The following is a 13,840-nucleotide window of genomic DNA, read 5'->3' on the forward strand; positions in this document are numbered from 1 at the left end:
CCTTCGTCTTCCAGCCAGCGGCGCAGCATGACGCCGACGCCGCGGCGCAACCAGATCTCGCGGTAGTCAGCGAAGCGGACCATGCGCTGCAGCAGGCCGGCCTGATCGGCACCGAGCGCAGCAATCGCCGCTGCGTCATGGCCGAGCAGACGGGTGGCGAGCGCCGCCATCAGCAGCGACGGCCGGCCGGGCTCGAGGACCGCGTGCAGGATGCGCTCGAGGTCTTCGGCGTCGTTGGTGTGGAAAATGTTCTGCTGCGACAATTCGACGCTACCGATTCCCAGGCGGTGAAGGGCTTCGCGCAACTGGCGGCCTTGCGCGTGACTGCGCACGATGAGCGCGATGTCGCTCGCGCTGAGGGGCCGTTGATCGATCGTGATGCGCCCGGCGCGCGCTTCGTTGAGCAGCCGGGCGACTTCGTCGGCGGTCGCCGCAAGGACAAGGTGGACGGCGTCGGCGCGCGTCGGTGGCTGACCGTTCTCGTCGGCGAGCAGCCAGATGCGCAACGGTGCCGCAGTCGGGTCGCTCAGGTCGACCAGCAGCGGGCGCGGCTTTTCCCCCGCGCTGACCGGCGGGTAGTTCAGTCCGGGCAGGATGAAGCAGTGCGGGTTGGCGGTAAACAGGGCGTTGTATGCGCTGAGCAGCGCCGGTGTCGAGCGCTGGTTGCAGCGCAGGGTGAACGGCGTTCCGGCGAGTCGCCGAGCTGCCAGGTAAGTCGGCAGGTCGGCGTTGCGGAAACTGTAGATCGCCTGCTTCGGATCGCCGACAAGGAACAGCGCGCCAGTCGGCAGCGCTTCGCCAGCTCGGTAAATGCTCCGGAAGATCGAGTACTGCAGCGGGTCGGTGTCCTGGAACTCGTCGATCAGAGCAACCGGATAGCGCGTGTGCAGCGACTCGCGCAGCCACGCGTTCTCGCCCGCCCGCAGCGCGTCATCGACATGCTGCAGCAGGTCGTCGAAAGAGAGCAGCCGCTGGCGCAGCTTTTCCTGGCGCAGCACGCTGCCGGCTTCGTCGAACATGCGCCGCAGCAGGCCGAGGCGGGCAAGTTCGAGCGCCCGCGTCAGCGCGCCGGACGCGGCAAGCAACTCGCGTGCGGCGGCGAAAAAGGGATGCCGGGGTGGCGACTGGTTCTTCCTGGTGCGCGCGCCGATGAAATCGGCGTCGAATAGCGACAGGTTGCCGGCGTCGCCGGTCGGTGCAGCGAGTGCTTCGCCGCTCGCCAGCCACGCCTGCCAGGCGCACGCCGCGCTGCTGACCGCCTCGGCCTTGTACGAGTTGGCGTTGAGCGCGCCGATTCCGCCGAGCAAGGCGGCTTCGGCGCTGACGGCGTCGCTCGTCCAGCTTCGTCGCGCCTGCGCGAAGGCGGCCAGCAGCGCGCTATCGTCCGGCTTCACGTCGCTGATTCCGGCCGGCCAGATGACGCGCGAGCAGGGCTTGGCCGTCTGTCGCGCGAGCAGGCTGGCCCAGACCTCCGGCGAATCCTTGCGGCGGCCGAGGAAGCGGGCGAGGAGGGGCGAGGTCTCGCGGCCGGCGATGTGGCGGCGCCAGAAATCCTGCACTGCCTGCAGACGCAGCGCCCGGTCGTCGTGCAGCAACTCGAGACTGAACGGCAGGCGGGCGGCAAAAGGCGTTTCGGCGAGCACGCGTTGGCAGAAGCCGTGAATGGTGAACACCGCTGCTTCGTCGAAGCTGTGCAGCGCGTTGGCCAGGCGCAGCGCCAGGCCGGCGCGATCGCCGCCGGCGGTCGGCGCAGCGGCGGCGAACAGGCGCTCGGCGAAGGGATCGGTGATCGTCGCACCCGGGCGGAGCAAATGAATCATTTCCGCCAGGCGGCTGCGTATGCGTTCGCGCAATTCGGCGGCCGCTGCGTTGGTGAAAGTCACCACGAGAATCCGGCTGACCGGGAGCTGGCGCTCGAGCAGCAGGCGCAGGTAGAGACCACAGAGGGTCCAGGTCTTGCCGGTGCCGGCTGAGGCTTCGATCAGGCGGATGCCGTCGAGCGGGCAGCTCAGGAGATCGAGTTCGACGGCCGGTGCAGTCTCGTCCGGGCTGGGGGCGGTCACCGCGTTTCCTCTTCGAGGTGCTCGCGCAGCACGCCGCAGACCGTGCGTGCGTGCTCGATGAAATCGTCGTCGAGCGGATCTGGCAGGTCCCTGAGCGCCAGGCGGTAGGCCGCATCATCCTGCTCGCCCCAGGGCGAGGCGGCGGTGGTGAACCAGCGGCGGCGTGCCGCTGCTTCGCCGTTCTTCGCGCTGGCGTAGGCCCAGGCGCTCTTCGGGAAGAAATGCAGGGGTTCGACCAGTCCGCGCCGATAGAGCGCCAGCAAGTCGCGCAGGTGCGCGCGAGCTTGCTCGGGCAGGCAGGAGCGCAGGTGAAACGAGCCGTCGCGGGCGTGCCAGACAGTGCACGCGCTGGCTCCGGCGGGCGGCGCCGCGCAGAGAAAGAGATGATTGATCCAGGCGGCGAGATAGTCGCTCGCTCGACGATCGTCGTAGCGATAACGCACCAGCCCGGCTGGCCGCAAGTCGCCGAAGGCGCCCGAAAGCTGCCAGGCTTCGTCGCCGATGCGGAAGTCGAGAAGCGTCTGCACAACCGGCAGTGGTGCCGCTCCCAGGCGCACGCGCAGTTGCTCAGCGAAGCTGCTCAGCCGGGCGACTTCGTCGGCCAGCATGCGTTCGCCGAGGGGCCCGGCCGGGAACTCGTTGCCGGCCAGCGCCAGACGCAGCAGCTCGTCGGCCGGACTGCCAGCGAGCGCCGCCGGCAGTAGGCGTGCAGCGAGTGCCTGGCGCGCGGGGTAGTCGGGCAGGAAGGGTTCCTCGTCGGGCAGTTCGTCCTCAACCGCGGCCAGCGCGATGTTCAGCCGCTGCACGAGCAGTGCCCGGCAGGGATTGTTGAAGAAGCGGAGCAACTGGTCGAGACTCACTTGACGCCATTCCGCCGTCGGTGGGTCGAGCGGGCGGCCGAAAAAGGGGGGGGCGGCTGTTTCGGCGCTGCCCTCCGGCCGCGCGCCGCTGCTCTGGGCGACGCGTGCGCGCGCCTGCGCGATAGCTTGGCAGTAATCGGCGTTGAAGCTGCGTCGGCGCGGGTCGGCGTCGACCTGGAAGCAGGCCGGTGAAAAGGCTTGCAGCGGATGCTCGACGGTCAGCCGCCGTCTGGCCGCCTGCCGACTGTCCGCATCGTCCGGGTTCTCGGCGCAGGCGAGAGCGGCGTAATCACGCAGTTCGGCGAGCAGTACGGACGGCGGCAGCAAGCTGTTGTCGCGCACGCTGCGGCCGCTGTAGCTCAGATAGAGACGCTGGCCGGCGGCGAGAACCAGATCGAGAAACAGATTGCGCTCGTCGGTGCGCGCTTGGCGGTCGCCGCGCGCCGGCCGCAGGGCCATCAGGTCGAACTCAAGTGGCCGGCTGTTGCTCGGGAAGACACCGTCGTCCAGACCGAGCAGGCAGACGACACGGTAGGGCAGCGCGCGCAGGCTGGCCAAGGAGCTGAAGCTGAGCACACCGCTGGGAACGCCACCTCGGCCGTGTTCATCGAGCAGCTTGCGCAGGGCCTCGTGGATGACCGCCAGCGGGACTGGCGTTCGCGCGCCGCCGCGCGACATGTTGCCGTGCAAGGCGCTGATTGCTGCCTGCACCGTGCGCAAGTCGTCGAGTTGCGCGTCGTCAGGCAGCGTAAAACGCGCCAGCGCACGGCTCAGCGATTGCTGCCAACCGTCGGCATCCATGGCGCGTGCCCATTCGTCGCGCTGTGCAGCGAGGGCGTCGAGAAAACTCCACCAGCGGCCGAGCGTCAGGGCGTCGCTGCCTTCCGGGTTGCCGCCGCCGATGCGTCCGCCAATGATGCTGCGGCCGGCTGTCGGCTGATCGCCCAGGGCATAGGCGAGAAACAGGCGGTGCAGTCCGTCGGCAAAGCTGTGCCGGTCGCTTTCCGGCAACTGGCGTTGCCTGCGCTCGCGGCCGTCCAGCCCCCAGCACATGCGGGTATCGCGCATCCAGTCGCGAATCAGGTCGAGGTCGTCGCTCGTCAGCGCGAAGCGCGCAGCGACCGAGGGCTGCAGGAGGAGCGCGAAGACCGCACTGCCGGTGAAGCGGCTGGCGCACAGCGCGAGCAGCTGGTCGAGCACGCGCGCCAGCGGATTGTCGCGCCGTGCCGGCAGGCCGGTAATGGCATACGGGATTCGGCGATTGCTCGGCACCGTGCCAAAAACGGCGTGAATCAGCGGCGCAGCCGTGGGCAGATCGGGGACGGCGACCAGGATCTGATCGAGGCTGGGTGGGTCGGGTGCAGCGAAAAGCGCCAGCAGCTGGTCGTGCAGCACTTCCAGTTCGCGCGTCAACGAATGGCAGACGTGAATCTCCAGGCTGCGGTCATCGGCGGCCAGGGGGACGCTGCCGGGTTCCAGCTCGCGCAGATCGAGAATGGCGTTTTGCAACTGCGCCAGCAGGGAATCGCCCGCCGCAGGCAGGAACACGCTGTCTTCCTCGACGACCGCCGCGGCGTCGCCGAGCAGCAGGTCGACGTGCGCCTGCGTCTGCCCGCCCCAGGCGGCGAGCAGTGCATTGCCGCTTTCGTGATAGGCCAGCCGGCCCTGCTGTGCGAGGTAGCCCAGGCGTTTGCGGTCGACGATCTCGAACCAGTATTCGCGGCACGGATTGAGCACGAAAAGCTTGAGGTCGACCCAGCGCGCAAGCCGCCGCAGGATGTCGAGGTAAAGCGGCGGCAGCGTGTGCAGGCAGAAGAGGCTGGCGCTCGCCGGCAACCCGGCGAGGGCAGGGGCGTCTCGCCCCCGGCGCTCGATTTCGCGGAAGAAGATCGCGGCTGGGTGTTCGGGTGGCGTTCCCAGTTCGCCGGTCAGGCGACGCCAGAGCGCCGCTTGCCACGCTTCGTCGTCGGCCGACTCGTTCGCCGTTGTCGGCAGGCCGGCGCGCTGGCCGGTCGACCAGGCCGCCAGCCACGCCGGGCGGTAGGTAACGTAGGCCTCCATCATCTGGGCCACGCGTTGGGCCAGCTCGAAGCGCATCAGCGGGTCGGCATCGCGCAGGTAGGCGGCCAGGCGCGCGTGCCGGGCGGTGAATCCCGTATCGCCGAAGACCTCGTGGATTCGCCAGACGAGCACGGTCGGCGAGAAGGGTGATTCGCCATCGATTTCGATCAGGCGCGAGATCTGCTGCCACAACCACTCGCCGAGATAGGAGAACCTGAGGTTGGCGCCGATTCCCAGATGGTCGGCGCAAGCCAGTTCGACTCGGCGGCGCAGTGCGCTGCTCGGAATGATGACCTCCTGCGCCGTGAGTGGCGGGCAGCGTTCGCCCGCCAGGCGGTCGAGCAGGCTGGCGAGGAGGATCTCGAAGCGGTTGGAAAGCGTCAGGCGCAGCATCGGGGCGGGTTCGCGTGGTCGGCCAGAATTATCGCATTCGGGCGCAGTCGCCGTTCGGTTGCCGCGCGCGCGACGGCAATTGACGAAAAGCCACCTGTGGACACGGGGCAGGGTGTAGCATGCTACGTTTGGCTGTGGTCAAAGGGGGCGAAATCAATTATGCTGGCTGGCCTGGATCCCAGGAAAAACTATAATCTGAAATCTGCAACCAACAACCTATAACATAACCGTGGATGGAGTTTGACGGATGACCAACAAAGGGCAACTCTTACAAGACCCGTTTCTCAACACACTGCGGCGGGAGCGCGTTCCGGTGTCGATCTACCTGGTGAATGGGATCAAGCTCCAGGGCCAGGTCGAATCCTTCGATCAGTATGTGGTCCTGCTCAAGAATACTGTCACCCAGATGGTGTACAAGCACGCAATATCGACCGTCGTACCGGCGCGCCCGATCACGATTGCGTAGGATTCCGACAACGAGGCGTGAGGGGTTCAGGCGGTTCCTGCCTTGCCTTGCGAGCATGCCGCTTGCTTGTGTGAAGGTCGCTTGCCGTCGGAATCGCTCATCCTGCTGCGCTACGGCGCGGCCCACCGGTGCGCAGCAGGATGTCTGAACGCATACCCGGCAGGGAGCGGGCGCTCATCGTTCAACTCGATTTCACCGGCGAGGAGCAGACCGAGCAACTTGCGGAGGTGCGCTTGCTCGCCCGTTCGGCTGGCGCTTCGGTGTGCGCCGTCGTCGCCGGGCGGCGCGACAGTCCGGATGCGGCAACGTTCGCCGGCAAGGGCAAGGTGCAGGAAATCGCCGCCGAGATCGCCGCGCACGAGGCCGATCTGGTCATCTTCAACCATGAGCTGAGCGCTGGCCAGGAGCGCAATCTGGAACGTGCTCTGGGATGCCGCGTGGTCGACCGGACCAGCCTCATCCTTGACATCTTCGCCCAGCGTGCGCAGAGCTCGGAGGGCAAGCTGCAAGTCGAGCTGGCGCAGCTTGAACATCTGGCAACCCGACTGGTGCGCGGGTGGACACACCTGGAGCGGCAGAAGGGCGGGATTGGTTTGCGTGGTCCGGGTGAAACGCAGCTCGAAACGGATCGCCGTCTGCTCGGCATTCGCGTCGGCGTTCTGAAGGAGCGCCTGGCCCGGCTCGAGCGGCAGCGCGGCGTGCAGCGCAAGGCGCGTGCTCGGGGAAAGCTGCTCAACGTCTCGCTGGTGGGCTATACCAATGCCGGAAAGTCGACCCTGTTCAACGCCTTGACGCACGCCCGGGTGTTTGCCGCCGATCAGCTGTTCGCCACGCTCGACACGACGACGCGCAAGCTCTGGCTGCAGGAGGCCGGGCACATTGTGCTGTCGGATACGGTCGGCTTCATTCGCGACCTGCCGCACTCGCTCGTCGCGGCGTTTCACGCCACGCTGGAAGCGACGGCGGAGGCAGATCTGCTGCTGCATGTCGTCGATTCCGCGAGTTCGGCGCGCGATGAGCAGATGGCCGACGTCAACCAGGTCCTGGCCGAGATCGGGGCTGAGCAGGTTCCTCAACTGATCGTCTTCAACAAGCTCGATCTGACCGGGCTACCGCCGGCGGTCGAGCGCGACGAGTATGGTAAAATCCGCCGGATTCGCGTCAGCGCACGTTGCGGCGACGGTTTGCCTTTGCTGCGCGCGGCTTTGGCCGAAATGGCGTTGGCGAAGAAAGGATGTAGTTCCGGCGAAGTGCTGCCCGGCAGCCCGGCGTCGCCGGATATCGATAGGCTTTCCGATCAGGATTGGTCCGCATGATTTCAAGCCTTGGAGTACTCATGTCGCTTAACGATCCACAGTGGGGCAATCGGGGTGGCGATGGCGGCGGCGGGGGCAGGCGGCCGAACCAGGGGCCACCCGACCTGGAGCAGCTTTGGCGGGATCTCAATCGCCGTCTGTCGGGCATCTTCGAGCGCAAGCAGCCCGGCGGTCCACGCGGCGACGATTCGGGCGACGGTGGCGGCGGGCGACCGTCGGCACCTTTCAATTTCAGGTTTCTGGGCGGGGGAATCGGTCTGTTGCTGGCGCTCGTGCTGGTTGTCTGGCTGGCCAGCGGGTTCTACATCGTCGACGAGTCGCAGCGTGGTCTGGTGCTCCAGTTCGGTCGCTACAAGGCGAGCGTCGAGTCGGGCCTGCGCTGGCGTCTGCCGTACCCGATACAGTCGCACGAGTTGGTGAATGTCTCCGGCGTGCGGACGATCGAGATTGGCTATCGCGGCAGCGAAAAGAACAAGATCCTGAAAGAGGCGCTGATGCTGACCGATGACGAAAACATCATCAACATCCAGTTTGCCGTGCAGTACATCCTGAAGGACCCGGTCGATTACATCTTCAACAATCGCAATCCGGATGAAGCGGTGATGCAGGTCGCGGAAACCGCGATTCGCGAGATCGTTGGCAAGAATCGGATGGACTTCGTTCTTTACGAGGGCCGCGAGCAGATTGCCGTCAGCGCGGCGAAGCTGATGCAGGACGTGCTCGACCGCTACAAGACCGGCATCCTGATCTCCAAGGTCACGATGCAGAACGCGCAGCCGCCGGAGCAAGTGCAGGCCGCCTTCGATGATGCGGTGAAGGCGTCGCAGGACCGCGAAAGGCAGAAGAACGAAGGTCAGGCCTACGCCAATGATGTGATCCCGAAAGCGCGCGGAACCGCTGCCCGGCTGATGGAGGAAGCAGAAGGCTATCGGCAACGGGTGATTGCCACCGCTGAGGGCGATGCCAGCCGCTTCCGTCAGGTCAACAGCGAGTACGTCAAGGCGCCCGAGGTGACGCGCAGCCGCATGTATCTTGAAACCATGCAACAGGTTTATTCGAACACGACGAAGGTGATGGTCGATAGCAAGGGGCAGGGCAATCTGCTTTACCTGCCGCTCGACAAGTTGCTGCAAGCAGCCGGTGCAGGAACTGCCGCAGCGCCGGCGGCCAGCGTCAGCGAGGCGCCGGCACCACCGCGGCCAACGCCGACGGTGTCCAATGAGGTTCCGCCGCAGGTCGCCGAGAAATCCGAGGCGCGCTCGCGGGAAAACCTCAGGCAGCGTGATCGGGAGGCGCGTTGATGAGATCGGGGATCAATCTGCTGGCAGGTGTTCTGGTTGCCGCCGTCGTCGTTCTCGGCGCGACGATCTTCACCGTCGATCAGCGTCAGTATGCCATCGTCTTTCAACTCGGCGAGGTGCGCAACGTCATCGACGAGCCTGGTCTGTACTTCAAGTGGCCGTTGATTCAGAACGTGCGCTATTTCGACAAGCGCATCCTGACGCTGGACAGCGCCGAGCCGGAGCGTTTCATCACTTCCGAGAAGAAGAACGTTCTGGTCGATTCCTTTACCAAGTGGCGGATCGTGGACCCGAAGCTCTACTACATCTCGGTCGCGGGCGACGAATCGCGTGCCAAGACACGCCTTTCGCAGACGGTCAACGCCGGCTTGCGCGAGGAATTCGGCAAGCGGACGGTGCATGACGTCGTTTCGGGCGAGCGCGACAAGATCATGGAGCAGATGCGCGAGAAGGCTGACCTCGACGCGCGCAAGATCGGCGTGCAGATCGTCGATGTGCGCGTCAAGCGGGTTGAACTTCCGGTCGATGTCAGCGAATCCGTTTATCGCCGGATGGATGCCGAGCGCAAGCGGGTGGCCAACGAGTTGCGCTCGCAGGGTTCGGCCGAGGCGGAGAAGATCCGGGCCGACGCCGACAAGCAGCGCGAGGTGATCGTCGCCGAGGCTTATCGCGAAGCCCAGAAGACGAAGGGCGATGGTGACGCCAAGGCGGCGGCGATCTACGCCGGTGCTTTTCAGAGCAGTCCGGAGTTCTATGCCTTCTATCGTAGTCTGGAGGCGTATCGCGGTAGCTTCAAGGGCAAGAGCGATGTGATCGTTGTCGAACCCAACTCGGAGTTCTTCAAGTACATGAAGAGTATCGGTCGGGGTGGCGATAAAGCCGCCAAATGACTGAAACCCTGCTTCTTGCCTTTGCCCTGATGCTGGTGCTCGAAGGTGTCGTGCCGTTCGTCGCACCGGGTACCTGGCGCGAGACGTTCCGCCGCCTGATCCGCTTTTCGGACGGGCAGATTCGGTTTTTTGGTCTGACTTCGATGTTGATTGGACTCGTCCTGCTGGTCGTCCTGAAATGAACTGGCTGTTGCCCGAGCACATCGCCGATGTCCTGCCGGCAGAAGCGGCGCAGATCGAGCGTTTGCGGCGCATGCTGCTTGATCTGTTCCAGGCGCATGGTTACGAGCTGGTCATGCCGCCCTTGCTCGAACACCTCGACTCGTTGTTGACCGGTTCCGGGCAGGATTTGAAGCTGCGCACCTTCAAGCTCGTCGATCAGCTTTCCGGGCGGACGCTCGGCGTGCGCGCCGACATCACGCCACAGGTCGCGCGGATCGATGCGCATCTGCTCAATCGCCCGGGTGTCACCCGTCTGTGCTACTGCGGCAGTGTGCTGCATACGCTACCGGCGTCGCTCACCGCCAGCCGCGAGCCGATCCAGATCGGTGCTGAGCTCTATGGTCATGCCGGTCTGGCTGCCGACCGCGAAGTCATCCGCCTGATGGCCGATGCTCTCGGCGGTGCAGGAATCGCCGCGGCGCGCATCGACCTTGGGCACGTCGGTGTCTTTCGCTCGCTGGTCTGTGCGGCTGGCCTGGATAGCGAGATGGAGACGAGCCTGCTGCAGTTGTTGCAGGGGAAAGACGCCGCGGGCTTGCGCGAGTGTTGCCGCGAGATTGGCGAGCCCTATCGGTCGGCGCTCATTGCACTGCCGGATCTCTACGGAGGAACGGCGACCCTGGACGCAGCAGCGCACTCGTTGCCCGACTTGCCGGCGGTTGCCGCAGCTCTGCACGACCTGCGAGCGCTCGAGGAATCGCTACCCGAGGTGCCGTTGTCGTTCGACCTGGCCGACCTGCGCGGTTATCGTTATCACAATGGCGTTGTTTTCGCGGCTTACCACGCCGGAATCTCGAGTGCGCTGGCGCTGGGTGGTCGCTATGATGGCGTGGGCAAGATTTTTGGTCGCGAACGACCGGCCACCGGTTTTTCCCTCGATCTGCGCGAAATGGCCAGGTTGGTCGAACGCCACCCAACGGTGTCCGCCATTTGGGCGCCGTGCGCCGTCTTTGACCAGGGGCTGGCGGAAACGATTGAGGCCCTGCGCAGGCAGGGCGAGACGGTCGTCGAACTGCTCCCCGGCGAGACGATCAGCGAAGCAATGCCCGGTGCCCGCTGTCTGGTAGAGTACGACGGGCAGTGGCGGGTCGAGCATGTCAACAGGAACGGATGAGGCGCATGGCTAAGAACGTGGTGGTTGTCGGCACGCAGTGGGGCGATGAAGGCAAAGGAAAGATCGTTGATTGGCTGACCGATCACGCGAAAGGCGTAGTCCGCTTTCAGGGCGGACATAACGCCGGCCACACGCTGGTCGTCGGTGCGACGACCTACAAGCTCAACCTGGTTCCCTCGGGAATCGTTCGCGCAGGCGTCGACTGTTTCATCGGAAACGGCGTCGTTCTCGACGTTCACCATTTGATCGGTGAGATCCAGGCGCTCGAAGCGGGGGGCATAGACGTGCGTGGGCGCCTGAAGATCAGTCCGGGGTGCCCGATCATTCTCGGTTTCCACTCCGCCGTGGACCATGCACGCGAAGCGGCCAAGTGCGCCGACCTGCGAATTGGCACGACCGGCAAGGGAATTGGCCCCGCCTACGAAGACAAGGTGGCGCGGCGCGCGCTGCGGGTTTATGACCTGTTCTATCCCGGGCGTTTTGCCGAGAAACTGAAGGAGAACCTCGCCTATCACAACTTCGTCCTGACTCGCTACCTGAACGCGCAAGCGGTGGACTACGAGGCCGTTCTCGCACAGGCGATGGCCGATGCCGAGCAGATCAAACCGCTCGTCGGCGACGTTTCGGCGGCTCTGCACGCGCTCAACAAGGCCGGCCACAATCTGCTTTTCGAAGGCGCCCAGGGGGCGCTGCTCGACATCGATCACGGCACCTATCCGTTCGTCACCTCGTCCAATTGCGTCGCCGGACAGGCTGCCGCCGGGTCGGGAGTCGGTCCGGGGATGCTGCACTACGTGCTGGGAATCACCAAGGCGTACTCGACGCGGGTCGGCGGCGGACCCTTCCCGAGCGAGCTGGATATCGAAAGGGAAGGTACGCCCGGCCATCAGATGTCGCAGCGCGGACGCGAGTTTGGTACGGTCACCGGACGCAAGCGCCGCTGCGGCTGGTTGGACACGGCGGCCTTGAAGCGATCGATCCAGATCAACGGTGTCACCGGGCTGTGTATCACCAAGCTCGACGTGCTCGATGGCCTGTCCGAAATTCGCATCTGCACCGGCTATCGCCTTGACGGGAAGGAGATTGATCTCTTGCCGATGGGGGCAGATGAGGTCGCCGGGTGTGAACCGATTGTTGAAAGCATGCCCGGGTGGTCGGTGTCCACGGCCGGGGTGAGCACCCTGGACACACTGCCGGCAGCCGCCAGAGCTTACCTCGCGCGCGTCGAGGAACTGTGCGAGGTGCCGGTTGACGTCGTGTCGACCGGACCAGAGAGGCGCGAGACCATCGTTCGCCGCCATCCACTCGAATAGGGCGTCCGCCATGGGGATCCTGGATTGGTTCAAGAACCGGCCGGCCCAGTTCGACCCGGACGGTGTCTCGGAGGGCACCGTGCAGCGGGCGACCGATAAAGCGATTGCCCTGACCAATCCCCGTTTGCAGGTGCTGCCGGACTGCCACAGTCGGTTGATGCCGGCGGTACGTCGGACGGTGATCTTCTTGACCGATGTCTTGCGCGAACTTCCGCCGGCGCGCCCGATTTCCGCCGCTGCGTGGTCGAGTGACGCAGCCTTGCGCGCGTTCTTCGTCGCCCCGTCCGATATTCCGGCAATGCTGGGCCGCTCGGAAAATCTGCGTACCGTCTTCGCCAAGTTTCCAGATCTCGATGAGGCGTGCCTGGTTCTGGGGATGGCCATCAGCGAGCAGCGCAGCCTGGGGATTGCACTGCAAGGCGCGATTGTCCAGCGCGATGTCGTGCAGACCAGCGTCAGCTTCTCCGACCACCGGGCGCATCTGTGCAGTCGTGACGAGTCTCGATTGCACCGCCTGGTCGGTGCACAAGCTTATGAATTTCTCCTCGCCGAAGCCCTGTCGGAGATCGGCGAGGACCGCGTCGAGCGGCAGGGACTCGAGGCCAATCGGGCATTGATCGGCGCCCGCCTACGCTTGCTGCGGCAGCAGGGACCGGGCCTCGGGTCGATGTTTGACGCAGCCCTGCCAGGCAAGAGCGAGCAGGCCACCCTCGAGGCGGAACTGGTCGAGAATGAGAGGCTGCTGGCCGCCATCGGCGGTGGCGAGTCTGCCCTGGAAGCAGAACTGGATTGCCTGATCGAGGTGCTGGACAATCCGCAGCGCTACCTGCACATCGAGCAGCGGGAGCTTCGACTGAACACGATGAACGTCGTCGTCGGTGCCGACGACGGGAGTCCGGCGGCGGATGTCAGGTTTTCGCTTGCCGAACTGGCGGGCTCGCGTCCGCGGAAGCGGGCGTTTGTCCTGGTTAGTGTCGCACGCTCAGAACTGCCCGCGCTACAGGGCATCGACTTCGATCGTGTAGCGCGCTGTTTGTGATCACCTGGCGGCGGGGCGAGTCCGGCGCCGCCAGGTGAGCCTTGGCTGCCGATCCGGGCGGCGTGTCGCAGCCCATTTCCTACGGAGAGATCAGAGTGAATCGAGAAGCGTTGCGTGACCGGCTACTGACACCGGTGTACCAGTGGACACGCCTTGGTCGGCAGAGCAGCAAACTGATGGTGGCAGCGAGCGAGGTCGTCGGCATGCGCTATCGGCGAGTGCTGCGGAGCAACCCACAGACTGAGACCTACTGGGCCGAGGTGGCTCAGATGAACATCGAAAAGGTCTCTGTACCGATCGAGTGTGCCGCCGCGATGGCCAGCGCGCTACCCGTTCAGACGGCCAGGTTCGCGGCGCAGACCGGTGGAGCACTGCTGGCGTGCATGCGCGCCGCATCGGCGCTTGCCGCAAGTCGGAGCGCGGAGGAAATGGCGGAACAGACGAAAGGCTGCGCTCAGGCACTGAGCGATCTGATCGCCAGCTTTTGGCAGATCAGTGGGTTTCCAGCCGAAATTGCCAGCGCCGGCGTCGCGCCCTTGCTTCGTCAGGTGACTGCAAACGTGGAACGTCTGAACAAACGTTAGGGGGAAAGAGGCGGGCGTCGCGAACGGCCGAGATTCAGAACTTGGCGAACCTGTTGACCCGAACCTTCAGGCTTGCTAAGATCCTCCTCCTTCGCTGCACCAGCGCTGCCAAGCGCTTCAGGCCGCTGGTCCAAGCGAAGCTGATGCAGGCGCCATACCAGGTGCTCATCAATAACGCGGGGTGGAGCAGTCTGGCAGCTCGTCGGGCTCATAACCCG

At 65.1% G+C, this 13,840-nt stretch carries 11 protein-coding genes; 9 read left to right on the forward strand and 2 right to left on the reverse strand.

The window, feature by feature from the left end; genetic code table 11:
* Positions 1-2,063, reverse strand: a 2,063-nt coding sequence (locus RKP46_RS17435; RefSeq protein ID WP_311107798.1) for a UvrD-helicase domain-containing protein, incomplete at its 3' end; no start/stop codon positions are given.
* A complete protein-coding gene (gene recC / locus RKP46_RS17440; RefSeq protein ID WP_311107799.1) occupies positions 2,060-5,377 on the reverse strand; it encodes an exodeoxyribonuclease V subunit gamma in 3,318 nt (1,105 codons plus the stop codon). The genes RKP46_RS17435 and recC, both read right to left, overlap by 4 nt.
* Before the next feature lie 247 nt (positions 5,378-5,624).
* Between recC and hfq the strand changes: the two genes are divergently transcribed.
* From hfq to RKP46_RS17485, 9 genes are all read left to right on the forward strand, one after another.
* Positions 5,625-5,843: an RNA chaperone Hfq gene (gene hfq, locus RKP46_RS17445; protein ID WP_311107800.1), complete on the forward strand. Its 219-nt coding sequence runs from the start codon at positions 5,625-5,627 to the stop codon at positions 5,841-5,843.
* Between the two features lie 140 nt (positions 5,844-5,983).
* The gene (gene hflX, locus RKP46_RS17450) at positions 5,984-7,159 is read left to right on the forward strand and encodes a GTPase HflX (protein WP_311107801.1); all 1,176 of its coding nucleotides are present in this window, start codon (positions 5,984-5,986) and stop codon (positions 7,157-7,159) included.
* A gap of 20 nt (positions 7,160-7,179) precedes the next feature.
* Positions 7,180-8,460, forward strand: a complete 1,281-nt coding sequence (hflK, locus tag RKP46_RS17455; protein ID WP_311107802.1) for an FtsH protease activity modulator HflK — start codon at positions 7,180-7,182, stop codon at positions 8,458-8,460.
* Positions 8,460-9,350, forward strand: coding sequence for a protease modulator HflC (gene hflC, locus RKP46_RS17460; protein ID WP_311107803.1), 891 nt, complete (start codon positions 8,460-8,462; stop codon positions 9,348-9,350). Before hflK ends, hflC begins: the two co-directional genes overlap by 1 nt.
* A complete protein-coding gene (locus tag RKP46_RS17465) occupies positions 9,347-9,532 on the forward strand; it encodes a DUF2065 domain-containing protein (RefSeq protein ID WP_311107804.1) in 186 nt (61 codons plus the stop codon). The genes hflC and RKP46_RS17465 overlap by 4 nt, the downstream gene beginning before the upstream one ends.
* Positions 9,529-10,686, forward strand: a complete 1,158-nt coding sequence (locus tag RKP46_RS17470; RefSeq protein WP_311107805.1) for an ATP phosphoribosyltransferase regulatory subunit — start codon at positions 9,529-9,531, stop codon at positions 10,684-10,686. Before RKP46_RS17465 ends, RKP46_RS17470 begins: the two co-directional genes overlap by 4 nt.
* 5 nt (positions 10,687-10,691) lie before the next feature.
* The gene (locus tag RKP46_RS17475) at positions 10,692-11,999 is read left to right on the forward strand and encodes an adenylosuccinate synthase (RefSeq protein WP_311107806.1); all 1,308 of its coding nucleotides are present in this window, start codon (positions 10,692-10,694) and stop codon (positions 11,997-11,999) included.
* A gap of 10 nt (positions 12,000-12,009) precedes the next feature.
* On the forward strand, positions 12,010-13,038 hold the full coding sequence (locus RKP46_RS17480; protein WP_311107807.1) for a hypothetical protein: 1,029 nt from the start codon (positions 12,010-12,012) through the stop codon (positions 13,036-13,038).
* A 95-nt stretch (positions 13,039-13,133) separates the two neighbouring features.
* Positions 13,134-13,622 (forward strand): hypothetical protein, encoded by a 489-nt coding sequence (locus tag RKP46_RS17485; protein WP_311107808.1) that lies wholly within the window; start codon positions 13,134-13,136, stop codon positions 13,620-13,622.
* Positions 13,623-13,840 lie beyond the last annotated feature (218 nt).

This window comes from Accumulibacter sp. (assembly GCF_031732815.1).
GTDB lineage: Bacteria > Pseudomonadota > Gammaproteobacteria > Burkholderiales > Rhodocyclaceae > Accumulibacter.

What these genes read in the sequence shown, in the direction of transcription:
- recC (WP_311107799.1), bottom strand. Translation starts at nt 5,377, where the DNA reads ATGCTGCGCCTGACGCTTTCCAACCGCTTCGAGATCCTCCTCGCCAGC.
- hfq (WP_311107800.1), top strand. Translation starts at nt 5,625, where the DNA reads ATGACCAACAAAGGGCAACTCTTACAAGACCCGTTTCTCAACACACTG.
- hflX (WP_311107801.1), top strand. Translation starts at nt 5,984, where the DNA reads ATGTCTGAACGCATACCCGGCAGGGAGCGGGCGCTCATCGTTCAACTC.
- hflK (WP_311107802.1), top strand. Translation starts at nt 7,180, where the DNA reads ATGTCGCTTAACGATCCACAGTGGGGCAATCGGGGTGGCGATGGCGGC.
- hflC (WP_311107803.1), top strand. Translation starts at nt 8,460, where the DNA reads ATGAGATCGGGGATCAATCTGCTGGCAGGTGTTCTGGTTGCCGCCGTC.
- RKP46_RS17465 (WP_311107804.1), top strand. Translation starts at nt 9,347, where the DNA reads ATGACTGAAACCCTGCTTCTTGCCTTTGCCCTGATGCTGGTGCTCGAA.
- RKP46_RS17470 (WP_311107805.1), top strand. Translation starts at nt 9,529, where the DNA reads ATGAACTGGCTGTTGCCCGAGCACATCGCCGATGTCCTGCCGGCAGAA.
- RKP46_RS17475 (WP_311107806.1), top strand. Translation starts at nt 10,692, where the DNA reads ATGGCTAAGAACGTGGTGGTTGTCGGCACGCAGTGGGGCGATGAAGGC.
- RKP46_RS17480 (WP_311107807.1), top strand. Translation starts at nt 12,010, where the DNA reads ATGGGGATCCTGGATTGGTTCAAGAACCGGCCGGCCCAGTTCGACCCG.